This window comes from Paenibacillus sp. EKM206P (assembly GCF_011066155.1).
Lineage (GTDB): Bacteria > Bacillota > Bacilli > Paenibacillales > Paenibacillaceae > Paenibacillus > Paenibacillus polymyxa_D.
The window spans coordinates 73,553-86,930 of the sequence record NZ_JAAMNQ010000014.1; the positions used below are offsets into that span (position 1 = coordinate 73,553).

Here is a 13,378-nt window from a genome sequence, read left to right on the forward strand (position 1 = left end):
TTTTATGTAGTCAACGACACCAAAAGACAGGCTTTTTAGCATATGGGTTCATTTTGTAATTTTATGCTATAATAATGGCTGTTATAAAGGAGGAAGACTTAATGGTTGAAGAAAAAAACAATGTATCAGAGCCAAAGCCTTCCCGCTTGCGGACAACCATGCGAAGGCTCGGCCGTGTCATAAAGTGGGTCGTCATCATCGGTTTTATGGGGGCACTATTTGCAGGAGGAGCGGCCGCCGGCTATGTTGCTTCTATTGTAAAAAGCGAACCCGTGCGTTCCAGATCCATGATCCTACAGGAAGTAGATAAGAATGCAATTACAGGCTTCGCTTATTTCAATGATGGCTCTCCCATCGGACAACTCCGGACAGAAGAAGATCGAAGACCTGTCACGTTTAAGGAGATTCCACAACTCGTCATTGACGCAGTCATTGCCATTGAAGATAATCATTTTTACGAGCATAAAGGTGTCGATCTATCGGGAACACTGCGTGCTGTGAAGCAAAAGGCGCTGCATGAATCCGTACAAACCGGGGGTAGTACACTCACCCAGCAGCTTGCGCGTCGTGTCTTTCTAAATCTCGATCGCACGGATGATCGCAAGGTCAAAGAAATTTTGCTGTCTCTGCGCCTTGAGCGCTTCCTAAGCAAGCAACAAATTATTACGGCCTATCTTAATAAAGTACCTTTTGGTAACGGTTCAAGCGGTTACAACGTCTTTGGCATTAAAGCAGCGGCCAAAGGTATCTTTAATGAGAATGATCTGAACGAGCTTAATATAGCCCAGGCTGCCTATCTGGCAGGTTTGCCACAGCTTCCTTCTTCCTATTCTGCTTACAACGGTAAGGGTGAGTTTAATGAAGCTGGCTTTAAAAGAGCCATCAACCGCCAGCACCTGGTGCTCAGTCGAATGCTGGAGGAGAACAAAATCAATAAAGCACAGTATGATGAAGCGATGGCTTTTGATATCAAAAAATCTCTCGCACCACGTACTGTTAAGGCTTATAACACCTATCCATACCTTATGATGGAAACAGAACGACAAGCTGCGCAGGCACTCATGTCTGTCACCAATCCGGGTCAAGCAGCTAATGCCAGTGCAGATACCAAGACCAAGGACGATAACGATTTGCTCAAAGAAGCTGAACAGCAGCTTCGCACAGGCGGTTATATGGTGTACACCACCATTGATAAGAGCGTATACAAATCTATGCGTCAAATTGCAGAAAATAAGAATAACTTCTCTGCCACTAGTAAAACCAAGGGTGACGAACAAGCAGCGGCTATTCTGATTCAGCATAAAACAGGCGCCATTCTTGGAATGATGGAAGGTCGGGACTTCCAAAAGGAGCAGATGAATTATGCCACCCAGATGGTTCGTCAGCCGGGTTCGGCAATGAAACCGATTGCTGCCTATCTCCCTGCTTTGGACAGCGGTCTTGTGCAGCCTGGTAGTATCGTGGATGATGCCCCTATTATTTTGAAGGATGGCAGTAATGGGTATCACATTCCGAAAAATTCTAACAACCGCTATCAAGGATTGGTCACGGCGCGTTATGCACTGAATCAATCGCTCAATACGATAGCACTCAAGCTGTTTAACGAAAAAGTAGGGATCAGCAAAGCCTGGGCTTTTGCCAAGAAGCTGGGCATCACCACCTTGGAATCCAGTGATAACAACGCCCAAACGGGTGTACTTGGCGGCTTGGCCCATGGGGTGACCGTCGAGGAGCTTACGAATGCATATGGAGCCATTCCAAATGGCGGTGTGTTTAATGACGCCTATATGATCGAAAAGATTGTGGATTCGCAAGGCAATATTATATACAAGCATCAGCCTAATCCTGTGCAGGCCTTCTCACCGCAAACCGCCTACCTGATGACAGATATGTTGCGTACAGCCGTGTCGGAGGGCACAGGCAGACTGGTGAAGCGGAACTTTGATCAATCCGGTAAGATTCCGATTGCCGGCAAGACAGGCACTACGCAATCCTACACTGATGTTTGGTTCGAGGGCTTTACGCCTGACGTCACACTGGGTGTATGGGTTGGTTACAAGCAACCTGTCAATAAGCTTGAAACGAAAGTCCAAAAAGAGCGGGCTCGCCGCTTATGGGCTCTAATCATGAATGAAGTAACAACTAAAGATGCTCAGCTGTTCCAAACGGACAGCTTCAAGAGACCTGACGGCATTGTAAGCCGTACAGCATCCGCGTATGGTTCGGACATTTATAACAGTAAGTATCCACCTAAAAACAGTGAAAATGGTGTGAGTCGTGCGAAATATATTACCTACCAAGGTGTGAATTATATTCCACGCGATGGTACACCGGATGATATGTTATATGAACGGACCGTTAGGAAACGGGAAAAGTCAATCTCAGAATTGATTAAAGAGCTTCAGCAAGCCTTTAAGGTGATGAGACGACATAATTCGTTGTCCTACTATCTGCCTCAGGATGCAGATAAGGAAGCTCCTACTCAGATTGATCCACGCAAGGACGATGGAGCAGCTCCTAACGCTCCATCTAGCGTCAACGTAAGCTATAGTGATGGTAAAGCCATAATCAGCTTTAGCCCAAGCGGAAACAGCGACGTCGTAGGATACCGTCTGTATCGTTCTACAGATGGGGGGAGCTTCCAACGGCTTGGCAAGGTCGTTATGGCTGACAGCTCCAAGGTGTTCTCTGACAGCCCTGGGGGCAGCAGCTCTAGCTACTACGTGACCGCCGTTGATGTGGGCGGCCATGAGTCCGGTCCAAGCACGAAAGCAAGCGCAACACCTGTAGTGCCACCTGCAGATTCTGAGTCTCCAGACGTTCCGGGCGAGGGAGATGGAACAGGTGAGCAGCCTACAGAGGTCCCTACTGCCCCTGGACAGCCTCAAGCTAAAGCCGCAGGCTCATCCGTAGCGCTCCAATGGAGCGCAGGTAAGTCGGCGGACGCTATTACAGGCTATAACGTGTATTACAGCGAAAGCGGTGCGGAGCCTTTTACAAATATAGGCTCTACCGCATCTACCAGCTTTGAATATAAGTCGAAGAAAAAGCCAAAAGGCTGGTTTCGTGTCACTTCCATGAATGCCATGGGGGAATCGGCTCCTTCCGGAGCCGTCCGTCCATAACTGAAGACAAGAGTAGAAAGTGATAGGAGTCCCCTTAGCCATTAAGGCTTTGAAGACTCCTTTTTTTAATTCTAATATACACAGTACTTCAATCCTCTATGGTAGATAAGTCACCTGTAGGAAGGTTAAGCTCCCAGGCTTTCAACACGCGTCTCATAATTTTACCAGAGCGGGTTTTGGGTAACTTTTCCTTAAATTCAATTTCGCGTGGAGCAGCATGGGCAGACAGCCCTTCCTTAACGAAGCGATAGATGTCCTGCTGTAAAGCTTCAGACGGTGCATAGCCTTCACGCAGTGCAACAAAAGCTTTGATAATCTCTCCCCGCACGGTATCTGGTTTTCCAATGACTCCGGCTTCCGCTACAGCAGGATGCTCCAGAAGCTTGCTTTCCACCTCAAAAGGGCCGATTCGCTCTCCAGAGGAGTTAATGACATCATCAATCCTACCCTGAAACCAGAAATATCCGTCCTCATCCATGTAAGCCGAATCACCCGATACATACCAACCGGGAAAGCGGAAATATTCCTGAAACTTGTTCGGATTGTTCCATATACGATTCATCATGGATGGCCATGGTGTACGGATCGCCAAGTGACCCATCCGGTTAGGAGGCAACACCTGCCCTCTGTCGTCCAAAATAGCAGCTTGAATACCTGGGAGTGGCTTTCCCATCGAACCCGGCTTAATCGGCAGCTCAGGGTAATTACAGATCAGCTGTGCTCCTGTTTCCGTCATCCACCAAGTATCATGAATGCGCTGTGTATATACTTGCCATCCCCATCGCACCACTTCGGGATTCAGCGGTTCCCCAACGGATAATACATGCCGCAGACTGCTGAGATCATATTTGGAAACAACCTGCTCCCCTGCGCTCATCAGCATCCGAAACGCTGTAGGAGCACTATACCATATGGTCACTTCGTGACGCTCAATCGTACGGTACCAGTCTTCCGGGCTGAAACGCCCCCCACGAATGACATTCGTCGCTCCATTTAGCCATGGAGCAAAAATACCGTATGACGTTCCCGTGACCCAGCCAGGATCAGCAGTACACCAATACACATCATCTTCCCGCAAATCCAGCACCATTTTGCCAGTATAGTAATGCTGAATCATTGCATTTTGCACATGATACACGCCTTTGGGCTTGCCTGTTGAGCCTGATGTATAGTGAATAATTAATCCATCTTCACGACCCAACCATTCAGGCTCAAGTTCCTCTGAGGACGTAAGCATTTCTGTCTCAAAATCGATAATTCCCTGCTCGCGTTCATCCATATCACCAACCACAAAAATATGCCGTAGCTCAGGAAGCTCCTCACGTTTTACCCGTGACAGAAGCGCAGGTGTGGTCACTAATGCCACTGCCCCACTATCCTCCAATCGATCCTTAACCGCAGTTTCCATAAACGCCTCAAACAATGGACCGACAACAGCCCCTACCTTTAGAACACCAAGTAAACTAATAACCAGCTCAGGTGAACGTGGCATGAAAATAAACACCCGCTCCCCTTTACCAATACCGTATTTGCGCAGCACATTTCCGAACCTGTTAGAGCTAGCACGAAGCTGAGAGAAGGTGTAGGTTTCATGACGGTTTGCGTCACAATACAATAGTGCCGCTTTCTCACCCCGTCCTTCCTGTACATGTCGATCAATGGCTTCATGTGCCATATTTACCTTGCCTGTTTCATACCACGTAAAATGACGCTCTGCATCCTCCCACTGAAAGTTGTTGTAAGCTTGTTCATACGGACCCATGTTGGATGTGGGAACTACAGTCTGGAGTTCTTCAATCTTCATGCGTTCAGCCTCCTCACAATGGATTAATGAGAAATACACAGGACAAGATAACGCTTACAAAAATCAATAAAGCAGATAGATTCCTTTGGTTTACTGGTTGATTTAAATTGTGAACATTTTATGTCTAAAACAGTATATCATAGGTCACGATGTGACGACCATCCTTTTCATTTAATTGTTTTTTTGCTATAAGTATGGGATATGAGGAACGAGCTCATGGCGAACAAGGAGGGCGTACGTATGCAGCATTTAAAACTGTACCACTCGGATACGCTGAATCATAACGGACAAACAATCTATGTAGAAGGCCCCGTATCCGCGGATCAACTGCGTTCATTTCAAATGCACAAGCAATTAGATGCCTTTCGCAAACCAAAGGAGCAATTCGACGCGTTGGTGGATATTTCGGAACTGCCAGAAGGCAGAGTTATCATTGCCCACAACGGGGAAACCCTTTTGGGATATGTCACTTTTCATTACCCAGATGAGATGGAGCGCTGGTCGGAAGCTGGCATGAAGGATTTACTGGAACTCGGAGCTGTTGAGGTAGCCAATGACTATCGTGGTCTAGGCCTGGGTAGCCGAATGATTCGGATTGCCTTTGAGGATGGACAGCTTGAATCCTATATTATTTTTACGACCGAATACTATTGGCATTGGGATTTAAAAGGCAGCGGTCTCTCCGTATGGGAATACCGCCGCATGATGGAGCGTCTAATGAAAACTGTAGATATGGTCTGGTACGCCACGGATGATCCTGAAATATGCTCACATCCTGCTAACTGTCTGATGGTACGAATGGGAAAGGATGTGCCCCTCGCATCACAAGAGCAGTTTGACCATATCCGATTTGTCCGAAGATTCATGTATTAAAAAAATTATACCATTAGCCCAAATGCTTGAGCATGAACTCCACAATACGATGCGAACGATGTGAAGCTTCTACCGTAAATTCAGCATAATTAACGTGGGCCGATCCATCAGCCTTATCTGACATAGATCGTAGTACAACATAAGGCACAGCGTTCATATGAGCTGTCTGAGCCACAGCCGCACCCTCCATTTCGGTACAAGCGCCGTCCATTTCCTGATGCAATGCAGTCACTAACTCACGATTTGCAACAAATTGATCGCCAGAAAGTACCTTGCCGACAATATACCGATCGCCAAACGATTTGCAGGCTTGCTCAGCTAGACTTACAAGCTCGGGATCAGCCACAAACTCTGAGGTGTCCTGATAAGGAATGACCCCTCTGGCATAACCCAAAGGCGTTACATCCATATCATGCTGCATACATGTTGATGAGATGACAATATCCCCAATGTTTAAATCAGGATGAACCGCCCCTGCCACTCCCGTGAATATAATCTGTTCTACACCAAAATGATCAATCAGGATTTGTGTTGTTACCGCAGCATTAACCTTGCCTACACCGGATTTACAGACGACGACTCTTTGCCCGTGAATGATTCCTGTAGTGTAAGTGATTCCAGCCTTGACCGTCTTACTCGCTTCCGTCATCGCTGCCAGCAGCAATTCAATCTCTTCATCCATAGCACCCATTAATCCATAAAGTCGGCTCATTACGCATCCCTCTATTCTTAGTTTGATGATGATGTCCAGAAGAAGCTTTATATCCACGAAAAAAGCTCCATCAAAGGAGCTTTCATCGAAGGTATATCCTATTCAGCACTGCGTCTAGTCTAAATAATTAACTGACAACCGCAAAATAGTTTCATGCGGCAAAATAACGCGAGGGTTCTCCACGTTTTCCTTTTTCATCAGCTTGGTCAGCAAACGCATCGCTACCGCACCCAAATCGTACATCGGTTGCGCGACGGTTGTCAGCTGAGGACGAACCATAGAGGCCATACGAATATTATCAACACTGATTACCGAAAAATCATCAGGAACTTTCAATCCCTCATCCTGAATACTATGGATCGCACCAATTGCCATTTCATCCGTTGCAGCAAAAATCGCACTTGGCTTCTTCTTCAGGCCGAGAAAATATTTCATGGCTTCAACACCAGATTCATAACGGTAGTTCCCGATTCGCACCAGATCCTCCTGATAATCAATTCCGGCTGCTTCCAATGCTCTCTTGTAACCTTGGAAACGTGCATAGCCGTTTGCAGGGTCTTGAAGCGTACCACTGATCATTGCGATTTGACGGTGTCCATGGCGGATCAACGTGTTTACTGCATCAAAAGCAGCCGCTTCATGGTCAATATCGACCGAAGGATAGCTTCCTTTTTCATCACTCGTTGCACATAGAACGATAGGGACCGCAGCTGTATGGAACGCCTGAATATGCTCGTCCGTTACTGTACCACCCATGAACAGAAGACCATCCACTTGCTTTTCAAGCAATGTGTTGATGACACGAATCTCTTTTTCTTTTCGCTTGTCGGCATTACACAAAATAATATTATAGTGATACATATTCGCTATATCCTCAATACCGCGTGCAATTTCTGCAAAAATTGAGTTCGATATATCCGGTATAACCACGCCGACGGTCGTTGTCTTCTTGCTGGCCAGACCTCTAGCGACCGCATTTGGGCGATATCCCAATTGTTCAATCGCTTCGTACACTTTCTTGCGGGTCTGAGGTTTCACATTAGGATTATTGTTAACTACGCGGGACACTGTGGCCATTGAGACACCAGCTTCGCGAGCTACATCATAGATCGTTACCGTCACATTCCTTCTCTCCATTGCCAATAAATTTTCAACCGAATCCTAGATCAACTAATTAGAACCATGATACGACAAAATACTACTTTATGCAACGACAGCACACATTCTATCTATGTGAGATGATCGTGGAGTGCACGGGCTGTAATATTCGAATGGGATGTATGCCAAACAGCTTCTCCGCCCTTGATTAAAATGGCCTGCGGGGATTCATGCTTCACCTGAAGCCTGTCCGCGGTTTCATTGGACACCGGCCGATCTTCTACTACATAAATGATACCGTATTCAATATTTTCGTTGGGGGCGTCATGCAAATAGGACTCCACTTCCTGATATGCGCCTGCACTTATCGGACAACGTGTGCTATGTTTAAAGAGAAGCAACGGCTTGTCTGATGACGCTTCCAGAGCCGTATCTAATTGTTGAACAGTAGTCATTTTTGTCATCGTCGCCATTGGATATACATTCCTTTCTGTGTCTTGTCGTATGGCCTATTCCCATCGTAACAAAAAGAACATGTAAAATCCAATGGTGACCATGAAAATTTTCATATTTTTTAGTTTTTTGTATTTGTAAATACCGATTCACTGGTAAAACCGGATAATTGGACCAATTTTTTCTCTACATCATTCATCCAATCTTCGTCTCCCAGACTTCTCGCATAGCGATAAAGATCCAGTAAGAGATTAATTCGAAGCTCCATCCGCTCCTCCAAAGCAGATTGCCAATCTACATTGGGATTGTCCGCTTCCTCCAGTACAAGCTTGCGAATGATTTCTGCCAGTTCATTGTTGCGAGCAAAAGAAATTCTCCGCGCCGTAGGTTTGCTCCCTAGACTTTGTAATAGTGCCTTAATGTCCTTCGTCACATGCTGCAAAACCTCACTGGAAAAGCATGACGAGCATGAGAATACAGGGACGTGCAAAATTTCAACCTTGTCCGCATAGATTACCTTTCGCAGTTCCAGTCCCATCGGTTTGCCACATTGACATTGCTTATGCATTTAACCACCTCATTACGTAGGATCAAACTATACGAGGATCTCATCAGAATCCAAATATATCTATCTACTAGTCTAATAAATATTTGTTAACTCCATTAAATCTATCATACCTTGTTTTATTTCGACTTTGGGACTTCAAATCCTTCCACACGTTGCTGCTATGAACAAATTACCAAAACTTTGGCGGGTCAGAAAATGACGACAATTGCCGTCAAAGAGCAGACTACTAACATAAGAATCTGCGAAGGAATGGACTTCGGGCGTTCTTTTTCTTAAGATGTAAAAGTACAGATTACAAAACAGAGGTGTCATCATGTGACGCACGAAAGGATGGTTGGATGTCAAGACTTGCCGGAAAAAAGGTTATCGCCCTAGTGGATGAGGAATTCGAGGATCTGGAGCTGTGGTATCCGATTTACCGTGTTCGTGAAGAAGGCGCAGAAGTGCATTTAGCCGGTGCGGAAAAGGGTAAAAAATATATTGGAAAATATGGCGTACCTGCCGAAGCGGAATATGCCTTTGAGGAACTGAATAGCAGTGATTATGACGGGATTCTTGTCCCTGGCGGTTGGGCACCTGATAAACTGCGCCGCTATCCCAAGGTCATTCAACTCGTACAGGAGTTTCATGCTGCTCATAAGCCAATTGGACAAATCTGCCATGCAGGCTGGGTACTGATCTCTGCTAAAATTTTGGATGGTGTTACGGTAACCTCCACACCAGGTATTCGTGATGATATGGAAAATGCAGGAGCTACCTGGAAGGATGAAGCTGTTGTGACGGACGGACATATTGTTTCTGCTCGTCGGCCGCCTGATCTTCCACCTTACGGAAAAGCGTTCTGCGATTTGTTAGCAGATAACACCTAAACCGTAATCACAACAGACTGTCAACAAGATGAAAAAAGAACCTTCAAAACCATGAATGAGGTGGTTTTGAAGGTTCTTTTTCGTCCAAATCATGCTACGCCATTAAGGTTTGTCACGACAAGTCTAACAGTATGGAGTTTTTGGCTCCCCCCAAAAGTGTATGCTAATTGCGAAGCTTTGCGGACATTACATATTACTGCCGTCCAGGCCCGGCCGGAGTGCAGCTGACATTAGCTGCAGTCAGCTTGTCTTCAATCGCTGCACCAGTGGACATGCCAAAGCAAACCTGAGCGACCGTCGTTGCCTCAGATGCAGTCGTATTCAGCACACGATGCTTGACCCGCAATAAAGATTGGGGAGACATGCTGAGTTGATGTATCCCCAGTTCCAGCCAAAGCGGAACGGACCGTTCATCTCCAGCCATCTCACCACATACACTCACATCAATTCCTGCTTGATGTGCCGCTTGTGCAGTCATGCGCAGCATTCGAAGTACAGCTGGATGGTATGGATGGTACATATGTGCAATCTGCTCATTCATACGGTCTACAGCCAGCACATATTGAACCAGATCATTCGTTCCGATACTAAAAAAATTGGTTTCAGCTGCCAATAAATCAGCGATCATCGCTGCAGCCGGTACCTCAATCATAATTCCTCGCTGAATGTTCGGATTATAGGCAAGCCCTCTTGCATCCAAATCCGCCATAGCCTCCTTCAAAAGAGCATCTGCCTGGCGGACCTCCTCTACAGATGAGATCATCGGATACATTACCTTGATATTTCCCATTGCACTGGCTCGCAAAATTGCAGTCAACTGGGTTTTAAACAATTCTTTCCAATCCAGACTGATCCGTATAGCACGGTAACCCAGAAAAGGATTTTCTTCCTCTGGTAGTTGAAGATAGTCCAACGGCTTATCTCCACCGATATCCAAGGTACGGATGACCACAGAGTGGTTTCCTGCCTTTTCTGCTATCAGCCGATATACTTCATACTGTTCCTCTTCATCTGGAGCAGATTTGCGATCCATGTATAAAAATTCCGTGCGGAACAGTCCTACACCTTGAGCGCCATGCTTCAAAGCTGCCTCCAGCTCTTTAATCGAACTAATATTGGCCGCCAGCCTCAGGGTGGTTCCATCCTTAGTCACGGCATCTACAGAAGCAAGTACCTGAAGCTGCTCTTTTCTACGTCGCTGCTCGTCGCGCAAAATTTTATAATGATCAGTTACCGTTTTTTCCGGATTCACATAAACTTTGCCCAGGTCTCCGTCCACAACCATTATGTCTCCCGTTTGAACGGGCAAATTCAGATTGCTCTCCAGTCCTGAAACGAGTGGAATCCCAAGTGCACGGGCCATGATCGCAGAATGCGAAGTTTTACCACCATTCATAGTTACAATCCCTAAAACATAGCTAGGATTCAAGTGTGCCGACTGGGAGGGTGAGAGCTCCTTGGCTACCAGAATATAGGGCTGTGTGTCCTTGGGAAGAGTCACCTCCGGTGCACCCAGCAAATGCTTGAGCAGCCGGTTCCCCACATCTTTGATATCGATTGCCCGCTCCTTCATATATTCATCGTCCAGTAAATCAAACATTGTCACAAAATGATCAATGGCTTCCTTCACGGCCACCTCGGCCGCCTTGTACTGACGCTCAATAATTCCACGAATTTCATTCATGAATTCCGGATCTTCCAATATCGCAAGATGAGCATCAAAGATGCTGGATTCTTCTGGCCCCACCATCTCTCGAAACTCATCCTTAATAAACTGGATTTCACTTTTGGATGTGCGTATCCCTTCATACAAACGTTCAAATTCCTTTGCAAGATCTACCGCATCCATTTTTTGATCAGGTAAATCCCACTCCCAGCTCGGCAGGACAAATGCCTTCCCGATTGCCACACCTGCTGCGGCGCCGATGCCTTCTATCATGTTTCTACCCCTCCAACATTCCTGTCATGCAGCACAACGGACATTACCGAGGCCTGACCTTTTTTCACTGTTTTAAACGGAGCAAAGCTCCACGACTTGACGCGATCCGGATTCGTGATGACCATAGGAGTCACCAGCGATGGAGCTTGCTCTCGTAGCGCCTGCAAATCAAATTTGATCAGCAATTGCCCCGGTTCCACCGTATCGCCTGCTTCTACCATAGCAGTAAAATTCCCTTTTAGCTGTGAAGTATCAATCCCGATGTGAAGTAGAACTTCAAGTCCTTCTCGTGTGGAGATGCCTAAAGCGTGCATGGTCGGATACAAATGCATCACAGTACCATACACCGGAGAAACAAGTTCACCGCGTTCAGGAACAAAAGCAACACCGTCCCCAACCAGCTTCGTCGCAAAAATTTTGTCAGGCACTTCATGAATCGGTAGCATTTTTCCATGTACAGGAGCGTTGAACAAAATTTGAGGGAGATCACGCTCCATCAGCTTCGCGATTTCCTCACGAATCAGTTCTGAATACGTTCCGAATACAACCTGCAAATTACCCCCACCCAGATTGATAAGCCCAGCCGATCCCAAAGCCTTCATCGCTCCGGTATCAATCAGCCTGTCATTGTGGACGGTCAGCCGCAAACGTGTGATGCAGGCCTCTACTTGCACAATATTTTCCTTCCCGCCAAGTGCTTCCAAAATAAGCGGAGCACTATAAGGAATATTGCCGGCCCAATCCTCCAGAACCGAACCTTCCTCGCGTCCAGGAGTTGGAATACGGAACCGCCGGATAGCCCATCGAAACAGTACATAATACACAAGCCCGTACGCGACTCCCACTGGAATTAACAACCAGGCGTTATGTGAGAGATGAAAATTAAGGACATAATCTATAAAACCCGCCGAATAGGAAAATCCGTGATGAATATCCAGCTCAAAGGTAAGCCACATGGCCAGCCCAGACATAACTGCATGAACGAGGAACAAATAAGGAGCAGCAAACAAAAAGGCAAACTCAATCTGTTCCGACACTCCAGTAAAAAAGCAAACAAGCGCAGCTGTCAAAAATGTTTTTTGCACCTTTGGCTTCAAATCTTCACGCGCTTCCTGAATGATCGCCAGCGCAATGGCAGGGATCGCAAACATCATAATGGGGAACAGCCCGGACATGAAATAGCCCGCTGTCGGATCGCCAGCAAAAAACCGGGGTAAATCTCCCTGCACAACGTTACCAGACGGCGTTTTATATGTACCCAGTTGAAACCAAAAAATATTATTAAGCAGATGGTGAAGACCAAAGGCCGCCAGTAGTCGGTATAGAATACCGTAGATAAACAGTCCAAAGCCGCCCAAGCTCGATTCCAAACCTACTATAAATTGCAGCCCTCTCTGTATGAGTGGGGCAATAATTAGCATGAGTCCTGCAAACACAGCCGAGAAGAGGCCAATAAGCAGCAGAACAAATCGGGTACCTCCAAAAAATTGAAGCACCTCGGGCAATTTGATGCTTTTGAAGCGATTATAGGCCACCCCTGAAATGACCCCCAAAATGATACCAATGAGCGTCGCCGGTTGAATGAGTCCGTTTCCAAATCTCAATGTGACCTGATCGTATATAGCCATACCAGCCAATGCTGCCAGTCCCGCCTGACCTGCCTGATTCGACATACCCAGGGCAACACCAACCGCAAATAAATATGGCAAAAAATAAAAAATCCCGTGTCCCGCCGCATTTGCCATATCAGACACCATGGGGAATCCCCATGTCGACCAAGGAAGGCTGCCGAGACTTAGCAATATTGCAGCGGCTGGTAGCACCATCGTCGGGAGCATGACAGCACGACCGAGCTGTTGTAAGGATCCGAGCCAATTCATGGCATTCCTCTCCTTTCTATCCCTGATGGTAAGCCGAATAAATACTTTTGTCAAAGC

At 46.5% G+C, this 13,378-nt stretch carries 10 protein-coding genes; 3 read left to right on the plus strand and 7 right to left on the minus strand.

Annotated features, from left to right (window positions below; translation table 11 throughout):
- Positions 1 to 101 precede the first annotated feature (101 nt).
- Positions 102 to 3,125 (plus strand): penicillin-binding protein 1A, encoded by a 3,024-nt coding sequence (locus G9G53_RS22200; protein WP_165150273.1) that lies wholly within the window; start codon positions 102 to 104, stop codon positions 3,123 to 3,125.
- An 88-nt stretch (positions 3,126 to 3,213) separates the two neighbouring features.
- On the opposite strand, the gene acsA is transcribed toward G9G53_RS22200, so the two are convergent.
- On the minus strand, positions 3,214 to 4,929 hold the full coding sequence (gene acsA / locus G9G53_RS22205) for an acetate--CoA ligase (protein ID WP_165150275.1): 1,716 nt from the start codon (positions 4,927 to 4,929) through the stop codon (positions 3,214 to 3,216).
- A 240-nt stretch (positions 4,930 to 5,169) separates the two neighbouring features.
- Here acsA and G9G53_RS22210 point away from each other — a divergent pair, with 240 nt between their 5' ends.
- Complete coding sequence (locus G9G53_RS22210; protein WP_165150277.1) at positions 5,170 to 5,802, plus strand: GNAT family N-acetyltransferase; 633 nt, start codon at positions 5,170 to 5,172, stop codon at positions 5,800 to 5,802.
- Positions 5,803 to 5,815: 13 nt separating this feature from the next.
- Here the strand turns inward: G9G53_RS22210 and G9G53_RS22215 are convergent, their stop codons facing one another.
- The 4 genes from G9G53_RS22215 to G9G53_RS22230 form a co-directional block, all read right to left on the minus strand.
- Positions 5,816 to 6,514 (minus strand): 5'-methylthioadenosine/adenosylhomocysteine nucleosidase, encoded by a 699-nt coding sequence (locus G9G53_RS22215; RefSeq protein WP_025724019.1) that lies wholly within the window; start codon positions 6,512 to 6,514, stop codon positions 5,816 to 5,818.
- 114 nt (positions 6,515 to 6,628) lie between these two features.
- Positions 6,629 to 7,636, minus strand: a complete 1,008-nt coding sequence (gene ccpA / locus G9G53_RS22220; protein WP_029517652.1) for a catabolite control protein A — start codon at positions 7,634 to 7,636, stop codon at positions 6,629 to 6,631.
- Between the two features lie 107 nt (positions 7,637 to 7,743).
- The gene (gene ytxJ, locus G9G53_RS22225; protein ID WP_069010576.1) at positions 7,744 to 8,085 is read right to left on the minus strand and encodes a bacillithiol system redox-active protein YtxJ; all 342 of its coding nucleotides are present in this window, start codon (positions 8,083 to 8,085) and stop codon (positions 7,744 to 7,746) included.
- 101 nt (positions 8,086 to 8,186) lie between these two features.
- The gene (locus G9G53_RS22230; RefSeq protein ID WP_029517653.1) at positions 8,187 to 8,633 is read right to left on the minus strand and encodes a hypothetical protein; all 447 of its coding nucleotides are present in this window, start codon (positions 8,631 to 8,633) and stop codon (positions 8,187 to 8,189) included.
- 338 nt (positions 8,634 to 8,971) lie between these two features.
- On the opposite strand from G9G53_RS22230, the gene G9G53_RS22235 reads away from it, so the two are divergent.
- Positions 8,972 to 9,502, plus strand: a complete 531-nt coding sequence (locus tag G9G53_RS22235) for a type 1 glutamine amidotransferase domain-containing protein (RefSeq protein ID WP_029517654.1) — start codon at positions 8,972 to 8,974, stop codon at positions 9,500 to 9,502.
- Positions 9,503 to 9,695: 193 nt separating this feature from the next.
- Here the strand turns inward: G9G53_RS22235 and ptsP are convergent, their stop codons facing one another.
- Together ptsP and G9G53_RS22245 are read right to left on the minus strand one after the other, a co-directional pair.
- Positions 9,696 to 11,441, minus strand: coding sequence for a phosphoenolpyruvate--protein phosphotransferase (ptsP, locus tag G9G53_RS22240; RefSeq protein WP_029517655.1), 1,746 nt, complete (start codon positions 11,439 to 11,441; stop codon positions 9,696 to 9,698).
- Complete coding sequence (locus G9G53_RS22245) at positions 11,438 to 13,321, minus strand: glucose PTS transporter subunit IIA (RefSeq protein WP_023989337.1); 1,884 nt, start codon at positions 13,319 to 13,321, stop codon at positions 11,438 to 11,440. Before G9G53_RS22245 ends, ptsP begins: the two co-directional genes overlap by 4 nt.
- Between the last annotated feature and the right edge of the window lie 57 nt (positions 13,322 to 13,378).